Genomic DNA, 14,855 nt, shown 5'->3' on the forward strand with positions numbered 1-14,855 from the left:
CCTACGAACTCCCGGCACCGTGCTCGACAGGAGAGCTACATGACCTCAGCAGACTTCATCATCATCGGCGGCGGCATTGCCGGTGCTTCCACCGGCTATTGGCTGGCCCCCCATGGCCGGGTCATTGTGCTCGAGCGCGAATCCCATCCGGCCTACCACTCCACCGGGCGTTCGGCGGCGCTGTACACCGCCGCCTATGGCACCCCTCAGGTGCGGGCATTGACCCAGGCCAGTCGTGATTTTTTCGACGCCCCGCCAAGCGGCTTCTGCGAGCATCCATTGCTGACCCCACGGGGCGAAATGACGGTGGACTTCACCGGCGACCCGGCCGAACTGAACAACCAGTACCTCAGCGCCAAGGCCACGGTGCCGCAGATGCAACTGCTCAGCGCCGAAGAAGCCTGTGTGCGCTTGCCGATCCTGCGACGGGACAAGGTCCACGGTGCAATCTACGACCCCACGGCCTGCGACATCGACACCGACGCGCTGCACCAGGGCTACCTGCGCGGGATCCGGCGCAGCGGCGGCCAAGTACACACCGACAGCGAAGTGCTGGAATTGAGCCGCGACGATCAGGGATTGTGGCAGGTGAAAACCGCCAGCCAGACCTTCAGTGCGCCGGTACTGATCAACGCCGCCGGCGCCTGGGCCGACCTGGTCGCCACAATGGCCGGCGCCCGGAAGCTGGGCCTGCAACCCAAGCGGCGCGCGGCCTTTATCTTTGCCGGTCCCGAGGGCGTGGACATCCACGACTGGCCGATGCTGGTAAGCCTGGACGAATCGTTCTACATGAAGCCCGACGCAGGCATGTTTCTCGGCTCGCCGGCCAACGCCGATCCGGTTGAGCCTCATGACGTACAGCCCGAAGAGCTGGACATCGCCATGGGCATCTATCAGATCGAAGAGGCCACCACCCTGAGCATCCGCCGGCCGACCCGCACCTGGGCCGGGTTGCGCAGTTTTGTTCACGACGGCGACCTGGTGTCCGGTTTTGATCCTCTAGTACCTGGGCTGTTCTGGGTCGCGGCCCAGGGCGGCTACGGCATCCAGACCTCCCCGGCCATGGGCCAGGCCAGCGCGGCGCTGGTGCGTGGCGAGCCGCTGCCCGAGGCCCTGGCCCGTTTCGGCCTGAGCAGCGCGATGCTGTCGCCGACACGCCTGGGTTGAACCCACCCAGGTGACGCATCGTCCCGATTGCGGCACACTCCCCCGCGCCCCCGCTTCACGGGGCGCTGACGCTGCCTGGAGCCCTGTCATGAACGCCCCGCAACCCGATCCGGCACTGGATAATTTCCGCACCATCGCCGACGCCATCGCCACGCTGTTCTACCCCCACGCCGAAGTGGTGCTGCACGACCTGCGCTCGCAGAAAGTCGATTACATCGCTAACAACCTGTCCAAGCGCGAGATTGGCGATGATTCGTCCCTGGAAGACATGCTCAGCGAAGACGTCAGCGAACGTAACATCGGGCCGTACGAAAAACTGAATTGGGACGGGCAGAAGATTCGCAGCCTCAGCAGCGTACTGCGCGACGCCGACGGTCATCCGTTGGCGGTGCTATGCATCAACTTGAATATTTCACTGTTCGAGAATGCCAAGGCAGCGCTGGACCTGTTCCTGTCGCCGAACAAGTTGATCCCGCAGCCGGACTCACTGTTTCGCGATGACTGGCAGGAGCGGATCAATACCTTTCTGCATGCCTGGATGCGCGAGCGCCAATTGAGCCTGAATCTGCTGACCCGCGACCACAAACGCGAGCTGGTACTGGCACTGCACGCCGAGGGTGCGTTCAAGGGCAAGAGCGCGTCCAACTATGTGGCCAATGTGCTGAACATGGGGCGGGCGACGGTGTACAAGCATTTGAAGGAGTTGAAGGGCTGAGGTTTTTTGTTGCCTGGCCTGGCCTCATCGCGAGCAAGCTCGCTCCCACAGTGGATCTCGTTGAACACAAAAACTGTGTCCACCGCAAATCCCTTGTGGGAGCGAGCTTGCTCGCGATGGCGATCGATCAGTCGCCGTAGATATCCGACTTGAAATACTTGGCCTGGATCTTCTGATACTCCCCACTGGCCCGAATTCCATCGATGGCCTTGTTCAAGTCCGCCACCAATTCGGTATTGCCCTTACGCACCGCGATACCCGCGCCTTCACCGACGTATTTCGGGTCCTTGAGCTCCGGCCCGACAAACGCATAGCCCTTGCCACGGGGCATCGACAGAAAGTCTTCCAGCGGGATGGTGTCGGCAAAAATCGCGTCCAGGCGACCCGAGGCCAGGTCCATGTAGATTTCTTCGTTATTGCTGTAGCGCTTGACCGTCACACCCTTGGGTTCAAGAACTTCCGTGGCGTAGCGGTCAGTGGTGGTGGCGCGCTGCACGCCCACGGTCTTGCCCTTGAGGCTAGCGTACTGGTCATCGACCACCGCGCCTTCCTTCATGACCAGTCGCGACGAGGTGAAATAGTACTTGTGGGTGAAATCCACCGATTTCTTACGCTCTTCGGTGATGGTCATGGACGACAGCGCCAGGTCGATTTTCTTCACCTTGAGCGATGGAATCAGCCCGTCGAACTCACCCTCGATCCACTCGCACTTGGCCTTCATCTGCGCGCACAGGGCGTTACCGATGTCGTAGTCAAACCCCTCGATTTTCCCTTCCGAGGTCTTGGAGGCAAACGGCGGGTACGCCGCCTCGATACCGATACGCAAGGTTTTCTCCGCGGCGAACAGGCTGCTGGAGGCCAGCAGGCTCAAGGCCAGGCCGGTGATGAGGGGAAATTTGTTCATGGTCGATCTCTCGCGGGTTGTTGTTGGTTTGGCAGAGAAAGGTGGGCGTAGCTATTTTATGTACTTATAAATCCATACTGGACTTTAATGTACACGTCGTCAATCGGTAGGCTGAGGAATGTGACGGGAGGCTGATGGCCTCATCGCGAGCAAGCTCGCTCCCACAGAGGGTCTGTGTCGAACACAAATGTTGTGCACAACAAAGAACCATTGTGGGAGCGAGCTTGCTCGCGATGACGGCCTAACGACCGATGAAACTGCATGGGAATTACTGCTTCCAGCGATCCGCCGCCGCATGATCACTGTCGCGCCCTTCAACCCAGCGCGGGCCGTCGGCGGTGTTTTCCTTTTTCCAGAACGGCGCGCGGGTCTTGAGGTAGTCCATGACAAAAGCACAGGCGTCGAACGCGGCCTGACGATGGGCACTGGCGGCCGCGACGAAGACGATCGGCTCGCCAGGCTCCAGGGCACCGATGCGGTGCAGGACTTCCAGTTTAAGCAACGGCCAGCGCAGCTCGGCCTCGGCGGCGATCTTGCCCAGGGCCTTTTCGGTCATGCCTGGGTAGTGTTCCAGGAACATCCCGGACACCTCGAGGCCATCATTGAAGTCACGCACGTAGCCGACAAAACTCACCACCGCCCCCACGCCGACGTTGGCCGCGTGCATCGCGTTGACTTCGGCGCCCGGATCGAACGGATCGGCCTGCACACGAATCGCCATGGCTCAGCCTCCGGTCACGGTGGGAAAGAACGCCACTTCGTCGCCATCCACCAGCGGCTCATCGAGCTGGCACAGGTCTTCGTTACGCGCGCACATCAGGTTTTGCTCGCTCAGCACCTCGGCACCGTCACGTTGAACGAGCAGCACGCGCACATCGTCGACCGTGGCGAAATCACCCTCCACCTTTACCGAATCCACCCCAAGCGCTTCCCGGTAACGGGCAAAGAACTTCACCGTGATTTTCATCGTGCATCCGCCTGGAAGTGGCCGCTCTTGCCGCCGAGTTTTTCCAGCACCCGCACGCCCTCGATGGTCATGCCCCGATCAACGGCCTTGCACATGTCGTAGATAGTCAGCGCGGCAACACTGGCGGCAGTGAGGGCTTCCATCTCCACCCCGGTCTGCCCCGACAGCTTGCAACGGGCAACGATGCGCACCCGGTCCTCGCCCTCGGCATTGAGCTCGACCTTGACGCTGGTGAGCATCAGCGGATGACAGAGCGGAATCAGATCGCTGGTTTTTTTCGCGGCTTGAATGCCGGCAATACGCGCAACAGCGAATACATCGCCCTTGGGGTGGCCGCCGCTGACGATCATCTGCAGCGTGTCGGGCAGCATGCGCACAAAGGCTTCGGCCGTGGCTTCACGGAACGTCACGGCCTTGTCGGTCACGTCGACCATGTTGGCGCGACCTTGGGAATCGAGATGAGTCAGCACAGGGTTACTCCTGATCGGGAGCGTCGATTGTAAACCTGTGGGTCAGATTCCGGCAGGGCTGATTGTCGCACCCACGGCGGCCTGTAATTTGCTGAACACCGTAGATCCCTTTGTGGGAGCGAGCCTGCTCGCGATGGCGGTGTATCAGATAAAAATATGTGGCTGGCACACCGTCCTCGCGAGCAGGCTCGCTCCCACAGGGGCTTATGGTGACAGGGTAAAAAACCGGGCGACCTTGAGGTCGCCCGGTTTGGGTGGGGTTACAGGTGCGATTCGGCGTATTCGGCCAGGATCGAGCGCGGTACGCCCTGCAGGGTGATGTGGACCCCGTTGGGGAAATCCTTGAAGCGTTCGGTCAGGTAGGTCAGCCCGGAACTGGTCGCGGACAGGTAAGGGGTGTCGATCTGCGCCAGGTTACCCAGGCACACCACTTTGGAACCGGCACCGGCACGGGTGATGATGGTTTTCATCTGGTGCGGGGTGAGGTTCTGGCACTCGTCGATCAGAATCAGGCTCTGCTGGAAGCTGCGGCCTCGAATGTAGTTGAGGGATTTGAACTGCAACGGCACTTTGCTGAGGATGTAGTCGACGCTGCCATGGGTGCTTTCGTCATCCATGTGCAAGGCTTCGAGGTTGTCGGTGATGGCGCCCAGCCAAGGCTCCATTTTTTCCGCTTCGGTGCCGGGCAGGAAGCCGATTTCCTGATCCAGGCCTTGCACGCTGCGGGTGGCGATGATGCGCCGGTAGCGTTTGCTGACCATGGTCTGCTCGATGGCGGCGGCCAAGGCGAGGATGGTCTTGCCGGAACCGGCGGCGCCGGACAGGTTGACCAGGTGGATGTCCGGGTCGAGCAAGGCGAACAGAGCCAGGCTCTGGTAGATGTCACGCGGCTTGAGGCCCCAGGCTTCCTGATGCAACAAGGGTTCCTGGTGCAGGTCGAGAATCAGCAGCTTGTCGACGTGGATTTCCTTGATCCAGCCGACAAATCCTTGTTCGTCGATGATGAACTCGTTGATGTGTACCGCCGGCAGGTTGTCGATCAGTTGCACCTGGTGCCAGGTGCGGCCATGGTCCTGGCGGGTCTCGACCTTGCTCACACGGTCCCAGAAGGAGCCGGTCATGTTGTGGTAGCCGTTGGGCAGCAGCGAGACGTCATCAACCAGTTGGTCGGTGCTGTAGTCCTCCGCCGCAATCCCACAAGCGCGGGCCTTGAGGCGCATGTTGATGTCTTTGGTCACCAGCACCACGGCTTGATCCTTGTTGCGCGCGTGCAGGTCGATCAACTGGTTGATGATGATGTTGTCGTTCAGGTGTTCAGGCAGCACCAGGTTGGGTTCGGTGCGCTTGCTCATCAAAATCGAAAGCAGGCCCTTGGGACCACTCTTGCCACGCTGGATCGGCACGCCAAGCTCTACATCCTCAGGAGAGGCATCGCCCAGGGTCTTGTCGATCAGGCGGATCGCCTGCCGGCATTCGGCCGCAACGCTGTGGTGTCCGCTCTTGAGCTTGTCCAGCTCCTCAAGCACGGTCATCGGAATGGCAACGTGGTGTTCTTCGAAATTCAGCAGTGCGTTTGGATCGTGGATCAATACGTTGGTATCGAGTACATAGAGGATTGGCTGGTTGGAGGAAAGGCTACGTCCGTGGTCATCCATACTCGGTCACCTATGTGGGGGCCATTCGACGCAATACCGTGACAGTGCTGCGCCTCGAGGTAGCCACCGAATTCACCCGCGAGGATCAGGTGAACTGCACACAATCTGGGTCTTGGAAGACGCCACCTGTGTTGCAGGTTTCGGCGGTCTGTCTTCTTGATACTCCAAAAACGATGACAGGAAAAAGTACTTTGACGTTTTTTTGAAGTTTATTTTTCAGAGTGACGAATAACCCTTGGCGTACCACCATTGCACCGTTAAAGTCGGAAGTCCGGTCGCCATGAAAGTGCTCCGGATTTTTCCCCTCCCCCAGCATTTACAGGCCTTTGGCGATATCAGCGAAACGCGTCCTGACAATCTTCCCAACCGATCCCACTTTGCGCCGTTTGCGTGATGAGCCAGGGTATCGCCGTTTTCACCGCGTCCTGTTTGGCGTTGAAGTTGATCACCCCGTGGCGCCACAACAGCATCAGTGTCAGCGCGCGCTGAGCGCTTTGCTCGGGCTTGAGCCGATTGCTGTCCTGGGGATCGATATCCCACAGGGCTACTTGCAGGCCCTGGGTCCTGAAAAACGCCTCGGCATCGCCACGACGCTGGCCCTGGGGTGGGCGGAACAGCGGCACATAATTTTCCGGTAGCTTGCTTTTGACCAACTCGACGCTGCGCTTTATCGAGTCCTGCCAGTCCTGCCAATAACTGTGGGAACGGAATTCCCAGCCCTGCACCCCCACGCACTGGCCTGAATACAAAGTCTGGAGATCGTTGACCGAGCTATCCGCCAGCCGTGCCTGAATGTCTTTGCCCAGCACAAAGAAGGTGCCGCTCATGTTCGATTTGCGCAAGTAGTCGGTCAGCCACGGCGTATTGTCCGGCGCCACGTTGGCACCGCTGTCGAAGGTCAGCAGGAACAGCCGGTCGTTCATGCCATCGCCGTTACGCTCATAATCGCCGAAGCGTTCGATTTCGCTGCTGGTTTGCGGAAACAACGCAGCCTTGCGCAGCAATTCATCGCGGTATTGAGTGTGGAAAACCCGGCTCGGCTCGGCCCACTTGATGTAGTAGGAATTGTCATCGAGCTGGAACCTGCCCGCTTCTTCGCGCAGGGTGGCCATGTCCTCGACCAGGTAGCAGAAGGAAGCATCCTGGTCGCAGCTTTGCTGGGCGAAGTTGTAGTTGGTCAGCAAACGCTGCCAGAGCCGCGCGCGAAGAACCCCGATCGCCGCCATATTGACCGTGCGTAGCCCCAGGTACTGCTTCAGGGCGATTTCGTCCATGGCGTCGGTGTCCAGCAGGACCCGGGCGAACATCAGGATCTCGGCCCGCGACGCCACGTCGAACAAGGTCGGGCTGGTGAGTTGCTCCGGCCAGGTGTGGCGATCCAGTGTCGCGACGTCGTTGGGCGCGGCAATGGCGCCGAGGCTCAACAGCCAGGCCGATAACAGAAGAGCGATACGCAAAGGGATGTCTCCATAACGAAACCCGCGCGGCATCATAGCCGATCCAGGCAACCCCCCGCCTGCGAATGCCTCGCGGCAAAGGCGCGACTGTGGCTAGAGGGTTTGTGTGGCGCGGGAGCTTGCTCCCGCTGGGCTGCGAAGCAGCCCCAAAAGCAAGCTAGCGACCGCTTCGAGATCGAGTGGAACAAGCTCCCTCGCCACAAAAGCGCCTCGCCCTATAGCCCCATAAAGCACTCGCCGTAGGGATACAGCTCGTGCAACACCCGCCACCACCGATCACCTATCGCCCCAATAGCTGGAGTCCACCCAGACAACCCCCTAGAATCGCGGCACCTTTGAAGGAGATGATTGCATGCTGATGGTGATTTCCCCCGCCAAGACCCTCGATTACGAAACACCGCCGGCCACCGAACGCTTTACCCAACCGCAATACCTGGACCACTCCCAGGAACTGGTCGAGCAACTGCGTGAACTCTCTCCGGCACAGATCAGCGCGCTGATGCACGTCTCCGACAAGATCGGCGGCCTGAATGCCGCGCGGTTCGGCAGTTGGACGCCGGCGTTCACCCCGGACAATGCCAAACAGGCCCTGCTGGCCTTCAAGGGGGATGTGTACACCGGTCTTGATGCACAGAGCTTTGGTGAAGCCGATTTCGACTACGCGCAACAGCACCTGCGCATGCTCTCCGGCCTTTATGGCCTGCTGCGCCCGCTGGACCTGATGCAACCGTATCGCCTGGAAATGGGCACGAAGTTGGCCAACGCCCGGGGCAAGGACCTGTATGCCTTCTGGGGAACGCGCATCAGCGAATGGCTGAATGAAGCCCTGGCGGAACAAGGCGATGACGTGCTGTTGAACCTGGCCTCCAACGAGTACTTTTCGGCGGTCAAGCGCAGCGCACTGAAAGCGCGCATCATCGATACCGAGTTCAAGGACCTGAAAAACGGTCAGTACAAAATCATCAGCTTCTACGCCAAAAAAGCCCGGGGCTTGATGAGCCGGTTTGTCATTCAGGAGCGGATCAACGATCCCGCGGCGCTCAAACAATTCGATGTGCAGGGCTACCGCTTCAACGCAGAACAATCGAGCCCGGACAAGCTGATATTCCTGCGTGACCATGCCCCTGAATAAAGCATAACTATATAACCGCCCCCGCATCGGGGGCCTCGATCAAACTACAACTTGTCATCTATCTTCCCCTCCCTCTTCGCCGGTTCCATGGCGTCAACAAATCGTCCTACCCCTTCGCTAACTTTTCTTTCACTCGACACTCGTCAGTTTTTTGCGTAGTGGCACAAAAAATTTTCAACCGTAGTGGCACAAAAACATCTATCCCTCTTAACTCCCCATTAATAAAGGATGAAATGGCAAGTGCCATCATCTTGAGACCAGTGCCATCTTTGCAAATATTTCGAAAAATTTCGAAAATCGCGATGAGCGGATCGGAACTATGTGAAATTGCACGGCTCATACCACCCGTAACGATTCTCGCCGTGCGTGTAAGAGATGACTTACATAGGCCGTCGATCCAAGTAACCAAGTTGTCATGGCAATTTAGCGAAACGGTCGCCTATTTGGATCCATCTTATAAAGGACAGGAGATAACGCACCATTACTATCCCCTACAAGGCCAAGGCTGCGCCCCTATAACGTGCTCACCTGAGCACACAAGCTTCTGATTTTGTGGGCTTTTGCCAGGGATCAGAGGTGAGAGACTTTTTGCACGAGCGTTCTTGATCAACAGGGACTGGCTGCATAACAGGGCAGGTCATAACAACTAGGCCGCTTTGCGCACAACTTGAGTGCACTTATTTAGACACTCGGAACTTAGTATGCCTGCACACGGCACTGTGGCGCCTGCATTCCACACTTCCGAGTGCTCGATGACCGCTGAACACTATTAACTCCGGCCATTTAATGGCGTGAAAACAGAGGTAAATGCGATGCGCATTAGCATATTTGGTTTGGGTTACGTCGGTGCAGTATGTGCCGGTTGCCTGTCTGCACGGGGCCATGATGTAGTTGGCGTAGATGTCGCCAAAGACAAAATCGACATGATCAACGCCGGTAAATCTCCTATCGTTGAACCAGGTCTTGGCGAGCTGTTGGCACAAGGTATCGAAACAGGCCGCCTGCGCGGCACCACCAACTTCGCCGAAGCTATTCGCGATACTGACCTGTCGATGATTTGTGTCGGCACACCGAGTAAAAAGAACGGCGACCTGGAACTGAACTACATCGAAGCCGTGTGCCGCGAGATCGGTTTTGTCCTGCGCGACAAGACCACCCGTCACACCATCGTAGTTCGCAGCACCGTACTGCCGGGCACCGTGGCAAACGTGGTCATCCCGATCCTCGAAGACTGCTCCGGCAAGAAAGCCGGCGTTGATTTCGGTGTCGCGGTCAACCCTGAGTTCCTGCGCGAAAGCACCGCGATCAAAGACTACGATCAACCTCCGATGACCGTGATCGGCGAGTTCGACAAAGCCTCTGGTGACGTCCTGCAATCGCTGTACGAAGAACTCGATGCGCCGATCATCCGCAAGGACATCGCTGTCGCCGAGATGATCAAGTACACCTGCAACGTGTGGCACGCCACCAAGGTGACCTTCGCCAACGAAATCGGCAACATCGCCAAGGCAGTCGGCGTCGATGGCCGTGTGGTGATGGACGTGGTCTGCCAGGACAAGGCTTTGAACCTGTCCCAGTACTACATGCGCCCTGGCTTCGCCTTCGGCGGCTCGTGCCTGCCCAAGGACGTCCGCGCCCTGACCTACCGCGCCGGCTCTCTGGACGTGGAAGCGCCACTGCTCAACTCGCTGATGCGCAGCAACGAATCCCAAGTGCAGAACGCTTTCGACATCGTTTCCAGCCATGACAAGCGCAAGGTCGCCCTGCTGGGCCTGAGCTTCAAGGCCGGCACCGACGACCTGCGTGAAAGCCCGCTGGTAGAACTGGCGGAAATGCTGATCGGCAAGGGTTTCGAACTGAAAATCTACGACAGCAACGTCGAATACGCCCGCGTCCACGGTGCGAACAAGGATTACATCGAGTCGAAGATCCCTCACGTCTCGTCCTTGCTCAACTCCGATTTCGACGCAGTGATCGATAGCTCCGACATCATCATCCTGGGCAACCGCGATGAGAAGTTCCGAGCACTGACCGAGAACGTACCGGAAGGCAAGCAGGTCATCGACCTGGTTGGCTTCATGTCCAAGGCCACCTCCGCGAGTGGCCGGACCGAAGGCATCTGCTGGTAAGTCTGTTTGCCGGTCGGGCTCAGGCCCGACCGGCCTTTCGCCTGCCTTAACCCATCGGGCCGCCCACAAGGCCCGCCCGAGAATAGAGACGGATGCAGATTATGCACAGGCTAAAGCACGGCCTGCTTCAGGCCGCCGGTTGGCTGTTTTACTTGAGTTTATTGATGGGCATCGCCACGGCGTTGCCTGCGTCCACGTTCGACTCCGAATCCAAGGACTTTATCTTCCTGATCGGCGCCGTGGGCATTTGGCGTTACTCCATGGGAGCGACGCATTTCGTGCGCGGCATGATCTTCCTGTACATCGTCTACCCACACCTGCGCCGCAAGGTTCGCAAGCTGGGCAACGCGGCGGATCCGTCCCACGTATACCTGATGGTCACCAGCTTCCGGATCGACGCGCTCACCACCGCCCAGGTCTACAGCTCGGTGATCCGCGAAGCCATCGACTGCGGGCTGCCCACCACTGTGGTTTGCTCCATCGTGGAAATGTCCGACGAACTGTTGGTCAAGAGCCTCTGGGCCCGCATGAACCCACCAGAACGGGTCAAGCTGGACTTCGTACGCATCCCCGGCACTGGCAAGCGTGACGGCTTGGCCTTTGGTTTCCGCGCCATTTCCCGCCACTTGCCGGACGACCGTGCGGTGGTTGCCGTGATCGACGGTGACACCGTGCTCGCCGAAGGCGTGGTACGCAAGACCGTGCCGTGGTTCCAGCTGTTCGGCAACGTCGGCGGCCTGACCACCAACGAGTTCTGCGAAGTGCGCGGCGGCTACATCATGAGCGAATGGCACAAGCTGCGTTTCGCCCAGCGCCATATCAACATGTGCTCCATGGCCCTGTCCAAGCGCGTGTTGACCATGACCGGACGCATGTCGGTGTTTCGCGCCACTGTGGTGACGAACCCGGATTTCATCGCCGATGTGGAAAGCGACTCGCTGCAACACTGGCGCCTGGGCCGCTTCAAGTTTCTCACCGGTGATGACAAGTCGAGCTGGTTCAGCCTGATGCGCCTGGGCTACGACACCTTCTACGTGCCCGATGCGGCGATCAACACCGTCGAGCATCCGCCGGAAAAAAGCTTTATCAAGGCCAGTCGCAAACTGATGTTCCGCTGGTACGGCAACAACCTGCGGCAGAACTCCCGGGCCCTGGGCCTGGGCATGCGGCGTCTGGGCCTGTTTACCTCAGTGGTGCTGTTCGATCAGCGCGTGTCGATGTGGACCTCGCTGCTGGGCCTGACCGTGGCACTGATCGCCAGCTTCAAATACGGCACCGCGTTCATCCTGGTGTACCTGCTGTGGATCGGCATTACTCGGTTGATCCTGACCTTGCTGCTGTCGTGCTCCGGACACCGGATCGGCCCTGCCTACCCGGCGATTCTCTATTACAACCAGATCGTCGGCGCACTGGTGAAGATTTACGTGTTCTTCCGCCTCGATCAACAGTCCTGGACTCGCCAGCCCACCCATCTGACCCGTGATCTCGCCAGCTTTCAACGTTGGTTCAACACTTGGTCGTCTCGGACCATGACCTTCTCCGCCGGCAGCATTTTTGTCGCCGTGCTGCTGACGATGGTCTGACCGGACTTGAATGAATTAACTAGGAAATCGCCCCTATGAACACCGCCGTGAATGTCAACGTAGTGCATGAATCCGAAGCCCAGCGCCAACACGCCCGAGTGAAAATCCCGGCCAAGTTGCGTTTCTTCGGCCCCGACCGAACGCCGATGGAAGTCAAGGTCCTGGACCTGTCCGCCGGTGGCCTGTGCTTCAACGCCGGCCAGATGCCGCTCAAGGTCGGCGAGTCCTACAAGGGTCGCCTGCAGTTCGTGATCGACAACCTTGGCCTGGCCATGGACGTGGAACTGCAGATCCGCTCCTACGATCGCCAGACCGGCCGCACCGGTTGCCAGTTCCAGAACCTGGAACCTCGGGACATCTCGACACTGCGCCACATCATCACTTCGCACCTGGCCGGTGACATCGTCGGCGTCGGCGACGTGCTGGCGACCTTGCAGCGCGACAACTTCACCAAGGCGCGCAAGCAAAAGGACGAGAACGGTGGCATGAGCGCCCTCGCCCGCCTGCGGGCCGTGACCTTCAGCCTGGCGATCTTCCTCGTCGGCCTGGCAGCGTTCGGTTTCATCTTCAAGTCGGTGTACGGCATGTACTTCGTCAGCCACGCCCAAGCGGGCCTGGTGAACGTACCAGGCATGGCCATCACCATGCCGCGCGACGGCACCGTACAGAGCCTGGTCAAGGCTGACGGTGTGGCCGCCAAGGGCGCCCCATTGGCGACCTTCAGCACCAGCATGCTCGATGTGCTCAAAGGTCACCTGGACGACAACCAGCTGCAACCGGCCAAGGTCGAGGAACTGTTCGGCAAGCAAATGACCGGCACCCTGACCTCTCCGTGCGACTGCATCGTGGCTCAGCAACTGGTGTCCAACGGTCAGTACGCCAGCAAGGGCGACGTGATCTTCCAACTGGTTCCACGAGGCGCTGAAGCCAACGTCGAGGCGCGCTTCTCCTATCGCCAGTTCGGCGACGTGCGTCCAGGTACCCCGGTCAGCTTCCAGGTGGCCGGCGAAGACGCCATCCGCACCGGCAAGATCGTCAGCAGCACCAGCCTGAAAAGCGAAGACCTGTCCTCCGATATCCGTGTGCTGATCAAGCCTGACGAACCTCTGGACAGCTCCCTGTCCGGCCGTCCGGTAGAAGTCAACAGCGACCGTGGCCCGAACCTGAGCTGGCTGATCGCCAAAGCCATGGCCGTCGGTCTTTAAGTCGAGGATATGCCCGTGACCATTACAAAAATCCTGAACACGCCGCAGACCCTGTGGGAGCGAGCTCGCTCGCGAAACTCCCACACCGGGTTTGCGATGTGCGCACTGGCGCTGGCAGTCAGCCTCAGCGGCTGCGCCGGCTTGCCCGACCAGCGCCTGGCCAACGAAGCGCTCAAGCGCGGCGACACGGCGCTGGCGCAACAGAACTATCAGCAACTGGCAGACCTGGGCTATAGCGAAGCCCAGGTGGGCCTGGCCGATATCCAGGTGGACAGTCGTGATCCCGAGCAGATGAAAAAAGCCGAGGCGACTTACCGCGCCGCGGCCGATATTTCGCCACGTGCCCAGGCTCGCCTGGGTCGCCTGCTGGTGGCCAAGCCTGGTTCCACCGAAGCTGAAAAACACGAAGCCGAGGGCCTGTTGAAGAAGGCCTTCGCCAACGGTGAAAGCGGTACCCTCATCCCCCTGGCGATGCTGTACCTGCAATATCCCCACAGTTTCCCGAACGTCAATGCCCAGCAGCAGATCAGCCAATGGCGCAGCGCCGGTTACCCGGAAGCGGGCCTGGCGCAGATTCTGCTGTATCGCACCCAAGGCACTTACGACCAGCATCTGGATGAAGTGGAAAAGGTCTGCAAGGCTGCACTGGCCACCACCGACATCTGCTACGTCGAACTGGCCACGGTCTATCAGAAACGGGGTCAGCCAGACCAGCAGGCCGAGTTGCTCAAGCAGTTGCAGGCCGGCCACCGCACTGGCGTGGTATCCGCCCGGCGCGTAGACAGCGTCGCCCGGGTACTGGCCGACGCCAGCCTGGGCAAGACCGACGAGAAAACCGCCCAGTCGCTGCTCGAAGAAATCGCCCCGGCCTACCCCGCCGCCTGGGTCAGCCTGGCGCAACTGCTCTACGACTTCCCCGAGCTGGGCGACGTCGACAAGATGATGCAGTACCTGGAAAACGGTCGCGCGGCCGACCAGCCTCGTGCCGAACTGCTGTTGGGCAAGCTCTATTACGAAGGCAAGTGGGTACCGGCTGACGCCAAGGCTGCCGAGGCGCATTTCCAGAAGGCCGTCGACCGCGAAGTGGCCGCCGATTATTACCTTGGCCAGATCTATCGCCGCGGTTACCTGGGCCAGGTGTATTCGCAAAAAGCCCTGGACCACCTGCTCAAGGCCGCCCGCAACGGCCAGAACAGTGCCGACTTTGCCATTGCCCAGCTGTTCTCCCAGGGCAAGGGGACCAAGCCCAACCCGGTCAACGCCTATGTGTTCAGCCAGTTGGCCAAGGCGCAGAACACCCCGCAAGCGACTGAACTTGCCCAGACACTCGAAACACAATTACCGCCGGAACAACTTGCACAAGCCCAACGCCTGCTAAAACAAGAGCAGGCCATTCGCGGCGCCATGAGCCCCGATACGCTGGAACTGCAAGCCCTAAAAGAAGATGACGGCGAGGAACCTCTATGAAGCC

The 14,855-nt window shown here is 59.6% G+C and carries 13 protein-coding genes; 7 read left to right on the plus strand and 6 right to left on the minus strand.

The window, feature by feature from the left end:
- Positions 1 to 39: 39 nt before the first annotated feature.
- Together SGN16_RS23965 and SGN16_RS23970 are read left to right on the plus strand one after the other, a co-directional pair.
- Complete coding sequence (locus SGN16_RS23965; RefSeq protein ID WP_335945561.1) at positions 40 to 1,167, plus strand: FAD-binding oxidoreductase; 1,128 nt, start codon at positions 40 to 42, stop codon at positions 1,165 to 1,167.
- Positions 1,168 to 1,255: 88 nt separating this feature from the next.
- Positions 1,256 to 1,882 (plus strand): PAS domain-containing protein, encoded by a 627-nt coding sequence (locus SGN16_RS23970; protein WP_210640681.1) that lies wholly within the window; start codon positions 1,256 to 1,258, stop codon positions 1,880 to 1,882.
- A 127-nt stretch (positions 1,883 to 2,009) separates the two neighbouring features.
- On the opposite strand, the gene SGN16_RS23975 is transcribed toward SGN16_RS23970, so the two are convergent.
- The 6 genes from SGN16_RS23975 to SGN16_RS24000 form a co-directional block, all read right to left on the minus strand.
- Positions 2,010 to 2,786 (minus strand): ABC transporter substrate-binding protein, encoded by a 777-nt coding sequence (locus tag SGN16_RS23975; protein WP_210640682.1) that lies wholly within the window; start codon positions 2,784 to 2,786, stop codon positions 2,010 to 2,012.
- A gap of 268 nt (positions 2,787 to 3,054) precedes the next feature.
- Positions 3,055 to 3,507: a molybdopterin synthase catalytic subunit MoaE gene (gene moaE, locus SGN16_RS23980; RefSeq protein ID WP_335945562.1), complete on the minus strand. Its 453-nt coding sequence runs from the start codon at positions 3,505 to 3,507 to the stop codon at positions 3,055 to 3,057.
- Positions 3,508 to 3,510: 3 nt separating this feature from the next.
- Positions 3,511 to 3,753: a MoaD/ThiS family protein gene (locus SGN16_RS23985; RefSeq protein WP_210640687.1), complete on the minus strand. Its 243-nt coding sequence runs from the start codon at positions 3,751 to 3,753 to the stop codon at positions 3,511 to 3,513.
- Positions 3,750 to 4,223 (minus strand): cyclic pyranopterin monophosphate synthase MoaC, encoded by a 474-nt coding sequence (gene moaC / locus SGN16_RS23990; RefSeq protein ID WP_335945563.1) that lies wholly within the window; start codon positions 4,221 to 4,223, stop codon positions 3,750 to 3,752. The genes SGN16_RS23985 and moaC overlap by 4 nt, the downstream gene beginning before the upstream one ends.
- A 260-nt stretch (positions 4,224 to 4,483) precedes the next feature.
- Complete coding sequence (locus tag SGN16_RS23995) at positions 4,484 to 5,878, minus strand: PhoH family protein (protein ID WP_210640691.1); 1,395 nt, start codon at positions 5,876 to 5,878, stop codon at positions 4,484 to 4,486.
- Between the two features lie 335 nt (positions 5,879 to 6,213).
- Positions 6,214 to 7,335: a polysaccharide deacetylase family protein gene (locus SGN16_RS24000; protein WP_210640692.1), complete on the minus strand. Its 1,122-nt coding sequence runs from the start codon at positions 7,333 to 7,335 to the stop codon at positions 6,214 to 6,216.
- A gap of 352 nt (positions 7,336 to 7,687) precedes the next feature.
- Here SGN16_RS24000 and yaaA point away from each other — a divergent pair, with 352 nt between their 5' ends.
- The 5 genes from yaaA (at position 7,688) to algK (ending at position 14,851) form a co-directional block, all read left to right on the plus strand.
- Entirely contained in the window at positions 7,688 to 8,467 is a 780-nt protein-coding gene (gene yaaA, locus SGN16_RS24005; protein ID WP_210640694.1) for a peroxide stress protein YaaA, read from the plus strand.
- Between the two features lie 812 nt (positions 8,468 to 9,279).
- Positions 9,280 to 10,596 carry a nucleotide sugar dehydrogenase gene (locus SGN16_RS24010; protein ID WP_210640696.1) on the plus strand — a complete coding sequence of 439 codons (1,317 nt, stop codon included), beginning with the start codon at positions 9,280 to 9,282 and terminating at the stop codon, positions 10,594 to 10,596.
- A gap of 98 nt (positions 10,597 to 10,694) precedes the next feature.
- Positions 10,695 to 12,179: a mannuronan synthase gene (alg8, locus tag SGN16_RS24015; protein WP_210645399.1), complete on the plus strand. Its 1,485-nt coding sequence runs from the start codon at positions 10,695 to 10,697 to the stop codon at positions 12,177 to 12,179.
- 35 nt (positions 12,180 to 12,214) lie between these two features.
- Positions 12,215 to 13,384 carry an alginate biosynthesis protein Alg44 gene (locus SGN16_RS24020; protein WP_210640698.1) on the plus strand — a complete coding sequence of 390 codons (1,170 nt, stop codon included), beginning with the start codon at positions 12,215 to 12,217 and terminating at the stop codon, positions 13,382 to 13,384.
- A 9-nt stretch (positions 13,385 to 13,393) separates the two neighbouring features.
- Positions 13,394 to 14,851: an alginate biosynthesis TPR repeat lipoprotein AlgK gene (gene algK / locus SGN16_RS24025; protein WP_210640703.1), complete on the plus strand. Its 1,458-nt coding sequence runs from the start codon at positions 13,394 to 13,396 to the stop codon at positions 14,849 to 14,851.
- The last annotated feature ends 4 nt before the right edge of the window (positions 14,852 to 14,855 follow it).

Origin of the sequence: Pseudomonas sp. G166, assembly GCF_037027455.2 — a bacterium.
Lineage (GTDB): Bacteria > Pseudomonadota > Gammaproteobacteria > Pseudomonadales > Pseudomonadaceae > Aquipseudomonas.